General features: G+C 46.7%; 13 protein-coding genes. 5 read left to right on the top strand and 8 right to left on the bottom strand.

Going from position 1 to position 14,730, the window contains the following annotated elements:
* Positions 1–41 precede the first annotated feature (41 nt).
* Positions 42–635: a TIGR00730 family Rossman fold protein gene (locus H4I94_RS11725; protein WP_171458660.1), complete on the top strand. Its 594-nt coding sequence runs from the start codon at positions 42–44 to the stop codon at positions 633–635.
* A gap of 2 nt (positions 636–637) precedes the next feature.
* Positions 638–1,045: an NUDIX hydrolase gene (locus H4I94_RS11720; protein WP_261183202.1), complete on the top strand. Its 408-nt coding sequence runs from the start codon at positions 638–640 to the stop codon at positions 1,043–1,045.
* 76 nt (positions 1,046–1,121) lie between these two features.
* Here H4I94_RS11720 and H4I94_RS11715 read toward each other — a convergent pair whose 3' ends face one another.
* Positions 1,122–1,754 (bottom strand): ComF family protein, encoded by a 633-nt coding sequence (locus H4I94_RS11715; RefSeq protein ID WP_261183201.1) that lies wholly within the window; start codon positions 1,752–1,754, stop codon positions 1,122–1,124.
* A 121-nt stretch (positions 1,755–1,875) separates the two neighbouring features.
* Positions 1,876–3,921, bottom strand: a complete 2,046-nt coding sequence (recG, locus tag H4I94_RS11710) for an ATP-dependent DNA helicase RecG (protein WP_261183200.1) — start codon at positions 3,919–3,921, stop codon at positions 1,876–1,878.
* Positions 3,922–3,956: 35 nt separating this feature from the next.
* On the opposite strand from recG, the gene H4I94_RS11705 reads away from it, so the two are divergent.
* Complete coding sequence (locus H4I94_RS11705) at positions 3,957–4,763, top strand: NAD(P)H-binding protein (RefSeq protein ID WP_131273044.1); 807 nt, start codon at positions 3,957–3,959, stop codon at positions 4,761–4,763.
* Positions 4,764–4,950: 187 nt separating this feature from the next.
* Here the strand turns inward: H4I94_RS11705 and plsB are convergent, their stop codons facing one another.
* On the bottom strand, positions 4,951–7,530 hold the full coding sequence (gene plsB, locus H4I94_RS11700; RefSeq protein WP_261183199.1) for a glycerol-3-phosphate 1-O-acyltransferase PlsB: 2,580 nt from the start codon (positions 7,528–7,530) through the stop codon (positions 4,951–4,953).
* Between the two features lie 294 nt (positions 7,531–7,824).
* On the opposite strand from plsB, the gene H4I94_RS11695 reads away from it, so the two are divergent.
* On the top strand, positions 7,825–8,697 hold the full coding sequence (locus H4I94_RS11695; RefSeq protein ID WP_261183198.1) for an acyl-CoA thioesterase: 873 nt from the start codon (positions 7,825–7,827) through the stop codon (positions 8,695–8,697).
* A 375-nt stretch (positions 8,698–9,072) separates the two neighbouring features.
* A complete protein-coding gene (locus H4I94_RS11690; RefSeq protein WP_261183197.1) occupies positions 9,073–10,308 on the top strand; it encodes a dicarboxylate/amino acid:cation symporter in 1,236 nt (411 codons plus the stop codon).
* Here H4I94_RS11690 and H4I94_RS11685 read toward each other — a convergent pair.
* The 5 genes from H4I94_RS11685 to hmpA form a co-directional block, all read right to left on the bottom strand.
* Positions 10,305–10,724: a VOC family protein gene (locus tag H4I94_RS11685; protein WP_261183196.1), complete on the bottom strand. Its 420-nt coding sequence runs from the start codon at positions 10,722–10,724 to the stop codon at positions 10,305–10,307. The two genes, H4I94_RS11690 and H4I94_RS11685, sit on opposite strands and share 4 nt — an antisense overlap.
* A 123-nt stretch (positions 10,725–10,847) precedes the next feature.
* A complete protein-coding gene (locus H4I94_RS11680; protein WP_261183195.1) occupies positions 10,848–11,795 on the bottom strand; it encodes a metal-dependent hydrolase in 948 nt (315 codons plus the stop codon).
* Positions 11,796–11,946: 151 nt separating this feature from the next.
* Entirely contained in the window at positions 11,947–12,810 is an 864-nt protein-coding gene (gene yihA, locus H4I94_RS11675; protein ID WP_092820758.1) for a ribosome biogenesis GTP-binding protein YihA/YsxC, read from the bottom strand.
* Between the two features lie 80 nt (positions 12,811–12,890).
* Positions 12,891–13,334, bottom strand: coding sequence for an RrF2 family transcriptional regulator (locus tag H4I94_RS11670; RefSeq protein WP_261183194.1), 444 nt, complete (start codon positions 13,332–13,334; stop codon positions 12,891–12,893).
* A gap of 88 nt (positions 13,335–13,422) precedes the next feature.
* Positions 13,423–14,631, bottom strand: a complete 1,209-nt coding sequence (gene hmpA, locus H4I94_RS11665) for an NO-inducible flavohemoprotein (protein WP_200223231.1) — start codon at positions 14,629–14,631, stop codon at positions 13,423–13,425.
* Positions 14,632–14,730 lie beyond the last annotated feature (99 nt).

Below are 14,730 nucleotides of genomic sequence, written 5' to 3'. Positions count from 1 at the left end.
TTTACTTTATTAATATGACATCTGTAAAACATGGTGAAAAAATGACGAAATCAATCGCAATTTTTTGCGGCTCTTCTATTGGGACAGATTCCATTTTTTTAGACACCGCGCAAAAAATGGGGCAGACCATCGCCCAGCAAGGTAAAACGCTGGTCTATGGTGGCGGCCGTTCTGGCTTGATGGGAGTAGTGGCCGACAGTGCTTTACAGGCAGGCGGAAAAGTCATTGGTGTCATTCCCAATGTATTGGTGGATCGTGAGCTGGCTCATCCGCATTTAACCGAATTGCATGTGGTGGCCAATATGCATGAACGCAAAACCAAAATGTCGGAACTGTCCGATGCCTTTATTGCACTGCCGGGTGGTGCAGGAACGCTGGAAGAGATTTTTGAGCAATGGACCTGGGCGCAGCTCGGTATTCATTTAAAGCCTTGCGCATTTTTAAATGTGGCCGGTTTTTATGATGATTTACTCAAGTTTATTCAGTTTACGACAGTGAAAGGTTTTACCCAGCCACGTTTTGCGGACAGCATTATTGCTTCGGACTGCATTGAAGAAATTTTGCAACAGTTTGACGCTTTTCAGGCACCACAGCCGAAATGGGGTATGGCTGATCAACAAGTGCTGGTGAAATAAAGATGAAAGTGATTACGGTAGCGGCTGCCATTATTTTAAATGAGCAACAGCAACTTTTGGTGGTGCGTAAGCAGAATACTTCCTGCTTTATGCAGGTGGGTGGCAAGCTGGAACCCAACGAGCCACCTGAAGCGACCATGCTGCGTGAAATTCAGGAAGAAATTGGCTGCCAGGCTTCAATTGAACAATTCGTCGGTCGTTTTGAAACGGCAACCGCCAACGAGCCAGATTATCAGCTGGTCAGCTATGTTTATCATGTAACTTTAGATCATGCCCCAAAAATTGATGCTGAAATTGCCGAGATGAAGTGGGTCGGTTTAGAGGATAAAACAACCCCACTGGCACCTTTAACCCGTGAAATTGTCATGCCCTGGGTGAAGCAATTTTTAACAGAAAGCACGATGTCCTGATGAATAAAATAAATTCTTCTCAGCAAGGATGAGCATAGGCTTCTGCCAGGAAATAAGCAGACTTCCTTTCCTGGCTTTAAATCTCTGCACTGGCAATACAGGCTGCATAAATCTTTTGACAGCCTAATTGTTCCAGTTTCTGTTTTAAGGCATGCAGCGAACTGCCGGTCGTGACCACGTCATCCAGCATCAGTACCGTACGGTAACGGACGCGGGTTTTTGTGGCAATCACGAATTGCTGCTCAATCTGGTCAAGCCGTTCAATACGGCTCAAGCCTTTTTGCGAATGCTGGGCCAGTCGTGCCACCGGTTGCCAGACCGGAATCTTCAGCTGTTTTGCCAAAATTTTCGCAAGCACCAATGACTGGTTATAGCCGCGTTCTGCCAGTCGTTGACTGGAAATCGGCATCGGGACGATGGCCTGGATTTTGGGAAGCTTGAGGTCGATAAGTGAGCCAGCCAGCAGGTTTTGAAAGTGCAGTTGCTGTTCATATTTGAATTTTTGAATAATACGGTCCATCGGGTAGGCATAATGACAGGCCACCTGAATCTGCATTTCCTGTCGCTGGATGTTCTGTTTCAACCAGGGAAGTTGTTGCCAGCAGTCGGTACAGAGTGAATGATGACGTTGATGGTCTATGCCACAAAGTACACATGGAGAAAGCCGCTGCATGGCTTGGTGCAGTAAGGGATGAATAAATGACAGCATATTTTTCTTCTTCTTATGAATATTAATTTTGCATAGGCGGTATGTAGGTAGCAAACAGCAGCATCCATGCTGCTGATACTGTAATCAATAATCCGCAAAATTGCTTAGGTAAAATTATCTTTTACACATAGGCATAGCGCGGCGCTTCAGGTAACCAGCGTTTCAGTAAAGCCTCTGCATTTTCCGGATAGTCTTTCAGAATTTGCTGTGCAACATAATGTGCCTGATTCAGCAGATGATCATCACGTTCCAGTTTGGCTACCCGAAAACCCATATCACCGGTTTGCTTGGTGCCAAGCAACTCACCCGGACCGCGAATTTCCAGATCTTTTTCGGCAATGATAAAACCGTCATTGGTTTCACGCATAATCCGCAGTCGTTCCTGTCCATTTTGCGAAAGCGGATTTTTATATAGTAAGGCACAGAAACTGGCAGTCGCACCACGACCGACCCGACCGCGTAGCTGATGCAGCTGGGAAAGCCCCAGACGCTCGGCATTTTCAATCACCATGATGGATGCATTGGGTACATCCACGCCAACCTCAATTACCGTAGTGGCAATCAAGAGTTGCAGCTGATTGTCTTTAAATTGCTGCATCACTGCCTGTTTTTCATCGGCCTTCATCTTGCCATGCACCAGACCAATGTTGAGCTGTGGAAAGCGTTCCTTAATTTCCTGATACGTCGCTTCAGCCGCCTGCGCATCCAGCGTTTCCGACTGTTCCACCAGAGTACACACCCAATAAGCCTGTTTGCCTTCGCCGCAATTGCTGGCAATTCGGCTGAGCACCTCTTCGCGGCGATCCAAAGGGATGGTGACGGTCTGAATCGGGGTACGGCCGGGCGGTAGTTCGTCAATCACCGAGGTATCCAGATCACCATAAGCGGACATGGCGAGTGTGCGTGGAATCGGGGTAGCGGTCATCACCAGTTGATGCGGAGTCATGTTATTGGCACCTTTATTACGCAGCGCCAGCCGCTGATCGACCCCAAAGCGATGCTGCTCGTCAATAATCACCAGGCCGAGTTTGCTGAATTCGACATTTTCCTGAAACAGGGCATGGGTACCCACCACCAGATTGGCTGTTCCCTGTTTAATGGTTTGCTCGGCCGCTGTACGGGCTTTGCCTTTCTGCTTGCCCGAAAGCCAGGAAACATTCAGGCCTAAAGGTTCAAACCATTTTTTAAAATTCAGATAATGCTGCTCCGCCAGAATTTCGGTCGGTGCCATCAGCGCCACTTGCCAGCCTTCTTCTAAAGCATGACAGGCGGCAACGCCAGCCACTAGGGTTTTTCCTGCACCGACATCGCCCTGAACCAGACGCAGCATTGGTTTGTTCTGTTTTAAATCCTGCACAATTTCCTTGGAAACCCGCTTTTGTGCACTGGTCAGGCTAAAGGGCAAGCTGTCCAATAACTGTTTGGCAAAATTTTTACTTGGACTAAAAGAAGGGGCGGCAATCTGCTGAATATAGGCACGCCGTGATAACAGACTGATCTGATGCGCCACCAGTTCTTCAAAAATCAGCCGTTGCTGTGCTGGATGCGAACCTTGGGCCAGTTGCAACATGTTGGCATTTAGCGGTGGTTCATGAATATATTCAAGTGCCTGTTTCAGTGCATAACCATTGGTGAATTTTTCCGGTAACAATTCGGGCAGCTCATCGCTGTGCTGTTTCAGCGCCTGTTTGACATATTCACGCAGTTTGGGCTGGGTTAGACCATCGGTTGCAGGATAAATCGCGGTGAGCTGGGTTTTCGGTAAGGGCGTATGTTCAGTAATGAGCTGAATTTCCGGATGATACAGCTCCAGACCACGCGCACCCACGCGGACTTCACCAAAAATGCGCAAGCGGTTGCCGACCTTGGCACGATCGGTCAGGGCTTTATAGACATGGTAAAAACGCAAGGTGACTTTGCCAAAATCATCCTGTAGCTGTACGGCCATAGATTTACGCTTACCGGGCGGAAAATCGACCCCTTTAACGATTCCCTCCAGTAAATAGCTGCGCCCCACGACCAATTGGTTCATGGGGATGATCGTGCTACGATCTTCATAATCACGCGGCAGATGAAACAGTAAATCATCTGTGCTAAAGATATTCAGTTTTTCCAGTAATGCAGCAGAGGCAGTTCCTACCCCTTGCAATTGATGGACTGCAGCCATTCGCCCTCAACTTGAGTTAAATCATCAGGTGCTTAATGCGTATATTATTTATAGGTTATGGTAAAACGTCTACCCGGGTTGCCAAACAATTATTTCAGCAAGGCCACCAAATTACCACAATCAGCCAAAGTTCGAAAACGGATGCTTATGCGACTCATCTGATTCAGGATGTGCATCAGCTTGATTTAGATCATCTTGAACCTGTGGATTGGGTCTATGTTTTATTGTCGCCTTCACAAAGCACGGTACAGGGCTATCAGCAGACCTATGTCGATTCTGTTCAGCCCATTGTAAATGCCTTAAAAAATCATCCTGTAAAACGAATTATTGTGGTGTCCTCGACCCGGGTCTATGGTGAAAATGCCGGTGAGCGAATTGATGATGAAACTGCTCTTCAGCCTGTGGATGAGCAGGGCAAGTTACTCTGGAAAATGGAGCAACTTTACCAGCAGGCATTTCCCCAGCAATGTATTGTCATTCGCCCAACTGGGATTTATGGTACTTCTGTAGCGAGAATGATCAAACTTGCTGAGAGCACCAAAACCTATGCCAATATGCATTGGTCCAACCGGATTCATATTGATGATCTGGCGCGCTTCCTGGCTCACTTGCTTCACGTGGAACATCCAGAACCGTCTTATATTGTCACGAATAATCAGCCTGTGCCTTTACATGAAGTGATTCAGTGGTTTCAGCGGCAACTCAATCTGTCTGAACTGGTTGTTGAAAGCCAGAAGAAAACGGGTAAACGGATTTATGCGACGCGAATGCCTGAAACTGGATTTCAGTTAGAACATGAGGATTGTTTTGGGGATTATGCAGAATTGTTAAAGGTAGAGTGAGTGTCACTCTGATATTTGAAGTTCCTCCTCCCTATAGTAGGAGGTTAGGAAGAGGGTTTTTAATCAATCTCTCCCTAGCCCTCACTTGCGCTAGATTTAAAGCAGTACTTTATCTCTAGCTCAGGATAGTATTTAACAGACCTCTCCCTATTCCTCTCCTAGAAGAAGAGGGAACGGAGAATGAAGATTATTTCTTCTTCCGTTTCAAACGGCGTTTTGCCTGCTGCGCTGCAACGGCATCCAACGCTTCTTTCAGCTCTTCATCGCTGAAGGTGGTAATGTGCTGAAGCATCTGCAAGGTCACATCATCCAGTACCAGGTTGGCGTACTGCGCCACGTTCTGGAAGTTCTCGTCAAACACAATGGCGTTATCTTCATTGTTGCGGATATAGCCCTGTTGGGTCAGAACCTTAATAAAACTCTGGAACAGCGATTTATCAAAGAATTCTGGCGAGTTGAATTCATATAGGACCGACAGACGCTGACCGACCAGATGACTGAGCTCTTCCACCTGACGGGTGGAGATATTGCCCGAACCACGCTGGGTGATTAAAGCCAGGGTCATGTAGTAACGTTCCAGACTTTGCATCACAGGCGCAGCGAGCACCACCAGCTGGTTGTGATCTTCTGAATTTGGTGCAGGAGAAACCAGGTTGCCCTCGCTATCTTCAGAAATCAGTTTCGCCTGAATCAACGCTTCTGCATAGGCACAGATCTGATCTTTCAGCTCTTCATCTTTTTTCCATTTCAGGAACAGTTCCGCTTTCAGGAATGGATAAAGCGTACGGATGACATTAATCAAATCGCCACGGCGAATCGAACCGTTATGTTCAACCAGCGCAGCAATCAGCGATGGCAACACGAAGGCATGCAAAATATTATTGCGGAAATAAGTCAGCAATACCGCCTGATTGTCTTCAATAGCAATAATATCGCCCAGGACATGCTTCACGCGTTTAATCAGTTTCAGTTTTAAACCGTAGCCAATAATTTCCTTGCCTGAAAGCGGTGTCACCTGAGTACGTGCATCATAAGGCAATGCAGTCAACAGCTTGCGGTAGGCATCCAGCTGCTTGATGCAGATCTCTTCATCCAGCGTGTGTTTAGGCGTAGCCAAAAGAATCAGCGAAAGCAGCGATACCGGATTGATCACCACGGCACGGTTAATGTTTTCCAAAATGGCATGGGCAGCACTGTTCACTGTATCCGAGACTTCTTGCGGAATCGGATCATCATTCTTGGCAATTTTAATATTTTCCGCGCCATGCTGTTTCAGCATATCATCCAGGAATACCGGCTCACCAAAGTTCACATGCACCTGGCCAAAGATACGTTCGATTTTGCGCAGGGTTTTCAAAATGCCCATGATCGATTCGGATTCTTTGTCTTTACCGTTCATTTCGCCGACATAGGTGGCACCTTCCATCAGGCGTTCATAGCCAATATAGGTCGGTACAAACACGATCGGCTTAGAGCGGCCACGCAAATGCCCATGCACGGTCATGGCTAGCATGCCGGTTTTCGGTGGCAGCAAACGCCCGGTACGTGAACGGCCGCCTTCAATAAAGTATTCCAGTGGCGTGTTACGGGACAGAATATTGAAAAGATATTCTTTAAACACAGTGGTATATAAACCATTACCGCGGAAAGTACGGCGAATAAAGAAGGCACCGCCACCACGCAATAATTGCCCGACAAAAGGCATGTTCAAGTTATCGCCCGCGGCAATGTACGGCACCATCATGCCACGTTTATAAATCACATAAGACAGCAATAAGTAGTCGATGTGACTGCGGTGACAGGGGGTATAGATAATCTCGTAGTCTTTGGCCAGTTCACGCACGGTACTGAAATTATGTACCTCTACGCCGTCATAGAGCTGGGTCCATAAACGGGTCAGCGCCATATCGGCAAAACGCACGGCTGAATGCGAATAGTCCGATACAATTTCGTTTAAATAGCCAATGGCACGGCGTTCAGCCTCAATCATGCTGATTTTGCCACGGATGCTTTCCCGGCGGATGGCATCCTGAACATCCCTAGATTTGATCAGTGAATGCATCACGTTACGGCGGTCGGATAGATCCGGACCGAGCACGACTTCACGCTGACCGTCCAGATAGTTGTTTAGTTTATTCAGAATATACGTTGCAGGTGACAGGTTTGGATGGGTCTGTTTGGCAAATTCGATCAGCTGGCGTAAAGACTGGCCCTGATGGAATTCCAGATAGGATTGACGACCATGCAGACCAATATTCACCAACTGTTTAACGGTACCAGGCGTTGCCCATGTATCGGTAAACAGAAGTTTCAGCCAGGAGTCTTCTTTGTCTGGCGAACGTCCCCATAATACGGTGACCGGAATCAGTTCAATATCCACCTGAGGATGGTGTTCCAGAATCTCGATCAGGCGCAATAAGCGCGGCGGAAAGGCATGCGGCGGAGAATTGAGTAAATTGTTTTCATCATGGTGCTGTAGAAATAGTATCGATGCTTTTTCCTTGTGATCGCCCACCACCAGCGGATCTAATGCCGGTGACAGTTTTAGCCGGCGGGTTTCGCCATCGACAATCAGGGCATTACTGCGCGAATAATTTTGTAATACATAGCACACCACTTTTTGTTGAACAGGTTGCTCTGTCTGGGAATTTACTTCTGTAGTTGTCGGTTCAGTAGGAACCTCACCAAGAACATGTGGGGTTACCACCAGGTCAAGCAGCTTACTGGAAAGCTGACGATAGATTTGACCAAAGCCACTCTTGGACATACATACTCCTACTTAAATGACCGAAACCACAGATTTTCTGAGGGGGAAACAGTTTTGCATCATTGTAATTTAAAACAATATGTCATTTTCTGACAAAATGCATTTCGAGTGTTAAATTTTATCGTTAAAAATCGTATTTTTAGCGAATATTCAGCACAAATCGCGTGACAGGCCAGTCAGTAGAACTTTAGGGCTTTCCTCGGGATTTGTGGCAAAATAGCCATTATAGCTTAGCTGATTGATTGAAATTTTTCGCCTAGATTTTAGGTATCCCACATTAAAAACAGGTTGCTTATGAACGCCTTAACCCAAGAACTGGTTGAATTACTGAGCCTTGAAAAAATTGAAGAAAATATTTACCGAGGTCAAAGCCGTAATCTGGTCGGTAAGCGGGTCTTTGGTGGGCAGGTGCTGGGCCAGGCATTACGCGCGGCATCCTATACCACAAATCGTCCTGCGCATTCCTTGCATGCCTATTTTTTATATGGGGGAGATGTCAATGCGCCGATTATTTATGAAGTAGACCGCCTGCGGGATGGCAAGAGTTTTGTCAGTCGTCAGGTGCGTGCCATTCAGCATGGACGCACGATTTTTACCGCCATGATTTCATTTGCCAATCCGGAAGAAGGCCTGAATTACCAGATTTCAGAGCCGGAATATCCTGCGGTTGAAGACCTGAAAAGTGAAGCAGAACTTAAAGCACAGCTGGTCGAATTCGTGCCGGAAAATGTGCGTGCCAGCTTTATGCGTGACCGTCATGTGGAAATTCGTCCGGTGATGCCGGTTAATCCATTTCAGCCTCAGCCTGAAGCGCCATCATACGCTCACTATATCCGTACCCATGGCCAGATTGCCCAGAAGGTTGATGAAATTTCGCTGCATCAGGCCATTGCTGCGTTCTATTCAGACTTTACTTTAATGACCACGGCTCTGCGTCCACACGGTCTGAGTTATATTTCCCCAAGTCTGCAATGTGCCAGCATTGACCATGCCATGTATTTCCATAAGCCATTCCGTGTCGATGAATGGATGCTTTATGATATGGAGGCGACCGTCAGTGTCAGTTCGCGCGGACTGAATTTCGGCCGCATGTGGCAAAATGGTGAGCTGGTGTGTAGCACGACCCAGGAAGGTTTGATTCGCTTGCGTGAAATTGAAACCCAATAAGGGCTGAACTGTCATAAAAAAACCGGACCTGCTGTCCGGTTTTTTATGGTCGTTTAATGGCAGCGAGGGATGTCCTCGGAAACATCTTTGTGGCAGCCATGGCCTGAATGGGCAACGGCTACGCTTATATTGAGAAGGAGTGCAGTCATGAGCATGATTTTTTTCATATGGCTTCTCTTTTAATTATTGGCTGAATGAGTATCTATGCATAAGCAGATTCTATGCCATCAGTTTATTAAAGTATTGTTGATTCAGATAAAGTGAGTTACTGGCTTTGATCTATTTCTGCTGAGCTTGTGACAAAAAAATTCTCGATTCTAAAAATAGGGCATGGCATAGTGCCTGACAGGACTTAATGATAAAAAGCATGTGGTAATGAGCTTAAATACACAAATATTGATTGCTGCGATTTTAGGGGTGGCATTTGGTTTTCTGTTAAATCTGTTTCCCGATACCCGGTTTTTTGATATCAGCCTCTATGGTTTGGGGCTGGCCAGCAGCATTTTTATTGGTTTGCTAAAGATGCTGCTGATTCCGCTGATTTTCAGTTCGATCGTGGTTGGGGTTTCGAACTTGCAGGCCGGTGGACAGCTGGGTCGGGTCTGGAAAATCACCCTGCTGTGCTGTGTCACCACCACCACCTTGGCGCTGATTTTGGGATTAAGCTGTGCGCACCTGTTTAAGGTGGGGCAGGGCGTGGATATTGTGATGTTTCAGGATGCCATGAACAGCCATCAAACGCCGGACACCTTGACGCCATCTTCCTTCTTTACCAATTTTATTCAAAATACCCTGATTAACCCCTTTAAAGCCTTTGCTGAAGGCAATGTGCTGGCGGTCGTGGTATTTGCCCTGTTTATTGGCGTGGCGCTGGTCAAAGGCGGAGAGAATTTCCGCAGTGTACGCAAGTTAAGCCTGCAATTTTTTGACATCATGATGATGATGATCAGCTGGGTGATGAAGCTGGCCCCACTCGGCATTTTTGCCTTGCTGGCGAAACTGATTTCAACCGAAGACATTTCCGTATTAAGCCGTCTGGCCGAGTTTGCCGCCGTAGTAACCGGAACCACCATTTTTCATGGTGCAGTGGTATTGCCATTGTTGCTATGGATTTTTGGCAAGATGAGTCCAGTCACCTTTTTCAAGGGTACCCGAGCGGCACTGATTACCGCATTTGCCACCAGTTCCAGTTCGGCCACCATGCCACTGTCAATGAAATGCGCACAGGAAAATTTAAAGGTACGTCCACAAACGGCAGGCTTTGTAATTCCCTTGGGCACCCAGCTGAATATGGATGGCACGGCACTGTATGAGGCAGCTGCGGCTTTGTTTATTGCCAACCTGATGGGGCTGGACTTGAGTATCGGTCAGCAGCTGGTGGTCTGTGCAACCGCCATGATTGCCTCCTTAGGTGCGCCGGGTATTCCAAGCGCAGGCATGGTCACCATGATTATGGTGCTGCAATCGGTCGGGTTGCCGGCAGAAGCCATTGCAATCTTGCTGCCGATTGACCGTCTGCTGGATACTGTGCGTACCGTGGTCAATGTTCAGGGCGATATGATGATTAGCGTGGTGGTGGATCGTTATAGCCGTGAACCAGAAGTGTCCTAATCCATTTCCCAGCTGGGATTAAACACGATTTCCCAGACATGGCCATCCGGATCTTGAAAATAACCCGCATACCCCCCGTAAAAAGTGGCTTGTGCGGGTTTAATGATTTTGGCGCCGGCATGTGCTGCCTGAGCCATGACCTGATCCACTTCCAGCGGACTATAGACATTTTGTCCCAACGTCATTTGAGTGGCACACATTGGCGTCAGCTCCAGTCCGGTATCCTGTTGAATGCTGCTTTGCGGCCATAAAGCCAGTTTCAGACCTGACTGCAGTTCAATAAAGGCCACCGCACCATATTCAAATTCCTGCCCTATAATTCCTTCACAGTGTAAACCCAAGCCTTCGCGATAAAAATGCAAAGATGCTTCCAGGTCACGCACCCCCAGTGTAATGACTGAAATCCGTGCTTGCATAAAATGATCCTTATTGTTGTTTTCCTCGACTTTTATCTTAAAACAAATAAAAAGCAGGGCATAAAGCCCTGTTGTGGTTAAATTGTATACATGTATTTAATTATCAAATGAATGATAAAAGGATTAGGCCACTTTCAGTTTGGCTGCACGTTTGGCCGCAGGGGAGTGATTCAGGTAAGCAATGGCATCTTCAGTTTTGGCTTCATGCAGCGGATCGTACCAGGGCATCAAATAGCCCAGTTGCTGTGATACCAGCCAGAAGGGGCTGGGCATTAAATTGTTGTCACGTTGGGCAATGGCATACCATTCGTGCCAGATCCACGGCTTGTACACTGCAGGGCGGATAGACTGAAAACGTGGATCCTGCTTGAGCAGATGAGCCGTGCCATCGACCCACAAGCCAATCACTGCCACAATTACAATAATGCTTAAATAATAGCGGGCAATATAACTGCCCCCTAGATGACGATACAAATCAAAGGCGACGGTACGGTGTTCAATTTCTTCTGCGCCGTGCCATTTAATCAGATCCAGCATGGCAGGGTCAGCCCCCAGTTTTTCCCACTCCTGGTTGTACAGGGCATATTTCCCCAGTACGCAAGTCATGTGCTCTACCGTGGCAATAATGCCAAGGCGGAATAAATCCCATTGATGTTCAAGCAATTTAGGTACTTTTACACCCAAAGGCTGATCGGCAAGTAGTTGACTGAACAGGAAATCCATCACATCCAGATTGCGCTGGATATCAATGTTACGCACGGTAAGATATTCTTTGTTGGCCGAGTTATGGGCCTGGGCATGCATGGCTTCCTGACGGATAAAGGCCTGTACATCCTGTTTCAGCTTTTCATCCTGAATTTGCGGCAAAACCTTGTTGTATAAACGACAGAACCAGAATTCGCCGGCAGGCAAAATCATGTTGATTTCATTAATAAAATAGCTGACATAAGGTTGATTTGGAATCCAGTCAATCGGGGTGTCCTGCCACTCGAATTTTACTTTACGCGGATGAATATGATAGGCAATTGATGAGCCGAGTTTGGAGTTTCTTAAACGGGAGAAAAGTTTCATCATGCTGTCCTTATTGTTTTGGCGTGCAGTGCTGCACTTGAGCTCAAGGCCAGTATGAAAAAAATGTCCCGCATTGTGATTAGCAATACGGGACACGGAAATATCAATTGATGATGATTTTTGTCGGACAGTCTAGCTCAATCAGACCCCATCAATCAGCTTGTCGGCTTGCATCGGTGGCATCTTCTGCAATTTCGGTTTCGCACTCTTCCTCTGCAACATCTAAAGATTCGAGTGGTTCATCCAGATCACCAAGGCTCGCTTCAGGAATGCTGTCCAGATCAAATTGTGTGGATTGCTCAAGGGTGAAGTTCAATCGGCCACCCATGACACTGGCCAGCTCTTCCAGGCCTTGCTTGTTGAGTGACGAGAACAACTGAATGGAGAAATCCAGCTTCATCTTTTTCAATGCCGCTTTCACTTCCTGCAAGGCTTTGGATGCCGGTCCACGATTCAGTTTGTCTGATTTGGTCAGCAAAACATGCACGAACAATTTACGTGAATAGGCCCATTCCAGCATCATCACGTCAAAATGTTGCAGTGGATGGCGAATATCCATCAGCAATACCAAGCCCTGCAGGCTTTTACGGTGAATCAGGTAATTTTCCAGTTCTTTTTGCCAGACAATTTTCATCGCTTCCGGTACGGCTGCATAACCATAACCTGGCAAATCGACCAGACGCTGTTCTGGATTACCCAGGCTGAAAAAGTTGATCATTTGGGTACGGCCCGGCTTTTTAGAGGCGCGTGCCAGCTGCTTTTGGTTGGTTAAGGCATTAATAGCGCTAGATTTACCGGCATTGGAACGTCCGGCAAAAGCAACTTCATAACCGGTGTCTTCAACACACAGGCTCAGCTTTGGCGCACTCATCAAGAATTCGGCTTTACGCAACCAGTTCAACGCGCGAACAGAGTACTCAGTAATGGCAGGATCAACTTTTTTCTCATAGCTGATCTTTTGCTTAGGCGCATGGGCTGTCTTACTGTTTTTGGATTTTCCTCTGCTGTGATGCATAACTCAACTTCAATAAATGATCTACAAGCGAACATTATAAAGGAAGTCGTTCGGTCAAGCGAACTTTGCAAGCGCAGGAATTAAAGATTGATCATCTGGATCGGGGATTGGGTGGTGTACTTTGCCGCAGGAGAGCTATTTAAAACCTGAGCCAGGGTGTATTGGTCCAGACTAAGATAAAATTGTTCGAGTGCCAGATCAAGAATGCCTTTTAGACCGCATTGAGGACGCAGTACGCAAGGAGGGGTATTGCATTCGACAATCTGGTTTTCACCTTGCAGAATCCGCACGATTTGACCGAGGGGCATTTCAAGCGCTTCGGGGTTGAGCGCAATACCGCCGCCTTTGCCACGTGTAGTAATCAGCCAGTTCTGTTTGCCCATAAAGTGCACAATTTTCACCAAATGGTTTTTGGACACATGCAGGTCCTGAGCAATTTCTGCAATGGTATAAGGCATATCTCGCGGTTGGGCGATATAGATTAAAATACGCAAGGCATAGTCAGTGAATTTATTCAGTTGCATGATAATACTGATGTTTTTAAGTAAAAAATTAGGGTTAGTCTAGCATAACCAGACTAACCCTCTCTTTATTTTATGCTGACCCAGCGGGTTAGTGCTTAACGCCACCTGTGCCAAACGCTTCACTGTGAATATTTTCAGCAGGAATGCCGCGAGCAACCAGCGCCTTTTGCTGTTCAGCCATAAATGGCATTGGGCCGCAGAGATAGTAGTCGGCATTGACAGGTAACAATGCGCTATCCATGTTGCTTAAGTCCAGGCGACCGGCAACATCATAATCTTCACCTAATTTATCGCCTGGATGTGGGAATTCATAAGCGGTAAATGTGCTGAGGCGTGGATATTTTGCTTTTAAGTCCTGAATGTGCTGATGCATTGCATGCACTTGTTTGCTACGGCAGGCATGGATGAATGTCACAGGTTGTGGCATATCCAGCGTCACCAGCTGATTCAGCATGGCAATCATTGGAGTCAGGCCTACACCGCCACTGATAAACACATTACGTTTATTTGGGTCAATCAGGTAAAAATTACCTGTTGGTGCTGAAACTTCAATTTCTGAACCTTCTGGCAGGCTATGTAAAGTATTCGATACCCAACCTGGAACCATGTCGCCTTTTTGGTCTTCACGTTTTACCGAGATACGTAAATAGTCCGCTTGAGGGCTAGTTGAAAGCGTATATTGACGAGGTTGTTTCAAGCCAAGTTCTTCAACGAAAACACGTACTGAAATATATTGGCCCGCTTCATATTTCGGCAATGCACCGCCATCGACAGGTTGCAGATAGAACGATGTGATTTCATCGCTTTCAACTACTTTTTTGGCAATCTTGAAGTTACGCCAGCCTAACCAGCTGCCTTTGGTTTGTTGATGCTGATCGTAAATAGCTTTTTCGGTGCTGATGAACAGGTCTGCCAGTTGACCATAGGCTGCTGCCCAGGCACCAATCAGTGGATCGTCCATTGAAATGCTTAACACTTCACTGATTGAATGGAGCAGGTTTTCACCAACAATATTATAGTCAGGTGCTTGAATGTTCAGGCTAACGTGTTTGTGCGCGATTAACTCAACCACAGGCAACAACACGGAAGGATCTTCAATGTTTTCAGCATAAGCCAATACTGCGCCTGCCAAGGCTTGCGCCTGTGCACCACTGCGCTGATGCCCCATATTAAAAGTTTCTTTTAGATCTGGATTATTGCCCAGCATGCGGTTATAAAAATAACCAGTCAGGGCTACGCCATTTTCGCGAAGTACAGGAACTGTTGCTTTTACTAGGTCAATTTGCTGCGGAGTCATGTTTGATCTCTCATGGCGGTTATTTATAAGATGTATTTAAAATACATCTTATAGGGTGTTTTGACAATAGGGAGAATTAACAAAACCATAAAAAAAATA

The organism is Acinetobacter sp. T_3_1, assembly GCF_025377055.1.
GTDB classification, from domain to species: domain Bacteria; phylum Pseudomonadota; class Gammaproteobacteria; order Pseudomonadales; family Moraxellaceae; genus Acinetobacter; species Acinetobacter kookii.
The sequence above is the reverse complement of the archived record's forward strand: the minus strand, read 5'-3'. Positions and strand labels throughout refer to the sequence as shown.

What these genes read in the sequence shown, in the direction of transcription:
- H4I94_RS11725 (WP_171458660.1), top strand. Translation starts at nt 42, where the DNA reads ATGACGAAATCAATCGCAATTTTTTGCGGCTCTTCTATTGGGACAGAT.
- H4I94_RS11720 (WP_261183202.1), top strand. Translation starts at nt 638, where the DNA reads ATGAAAGTGATTACGGTAGCGGCTGCCATTATTTTAAATGAGCAACAG.
- H4I94_RS11715 (WP_261183201.1), bottom strand. Translation starts at nt 1,754, where the DNA reads ATGCTGTCATTTATTCATCCCTTACTGCACCAAGCCATGCAGCGGCTT.
- recG (WP_261183200.1), bottom strand. Translation starts at nt 3,921, where the DNA reads ATGGCTGCAGTCCATCAATTGCAAGGGGTAGGAACTGCCTCTGCTGCA.
- H4I94_RS11705 (WP_131273044.1), top strand. Translation starts at nt 3,957, where the DNA reads ATGCGTATATTATTTATAGGTTATGGTAAAACGTCTACCCGGGTTGCC.
- plsB (WP_261183199.1), bottom strand. Translation starts at nt 7,530, where the DNA reads ATGTCCAAGAGTGGCTTTGGTCAAATCTATCGTCAGCTTTCCAGTAAG.
- H4I94_RS11695 (WP_261183198.1), top strand. Translation starts at nt 7,825, where the DNA reads ATGAACGCCTTAACCCAAGAACTGGTTGAATTACTGAGCCTTGAAAAA.
- H4I94_RS11690 (WP_261183197.1), top strand. Translation starts at nt 9,073, where the DNA reads ATGAGCTTAAATACACAAATATTGATTGCTGCGATTTTAGGGGTGGCA.
- H4I94_RS11685 (WP_261183196.1), bottom strand. Translation starts at nt 10,724, where the DNA reads ATGCAAGCACGGATTTCAGTCATTACACTGGGGGTGCGTGACCTGGAA.
- H4I94_RS11680 (WP_261183195.1), bottom strand. Translation starts at nt 11,795, where the DNA reads ATGAAACTTTTCTCCCGTTTAAGAAACTCCAAACTCGGCTCATCAATT.
- yihA (WP_092820758.1), bottom strand. Translation starts at nt 12,810, where the DNA reads ATGCATCACAGCAGAGGAAAATCCAAAAACAGTAAGACAGCCCATGCG.
- H4I94_RS11670 (WP_261183194.1), bottom strand. Translation starts at nt 13,334, where the DNA reads ATGCAACTGAATAAATTCACTGACTATGCCTTGCGTATTTTAATCTAT.
- hmpA (WP_200223231.1), bottom strand. Translation starts at nt 14,631, where the DNA reads ATGACTCCGCAGCAAATTGACCTAGTAAAAGCAACAGTTCCTGTACTT.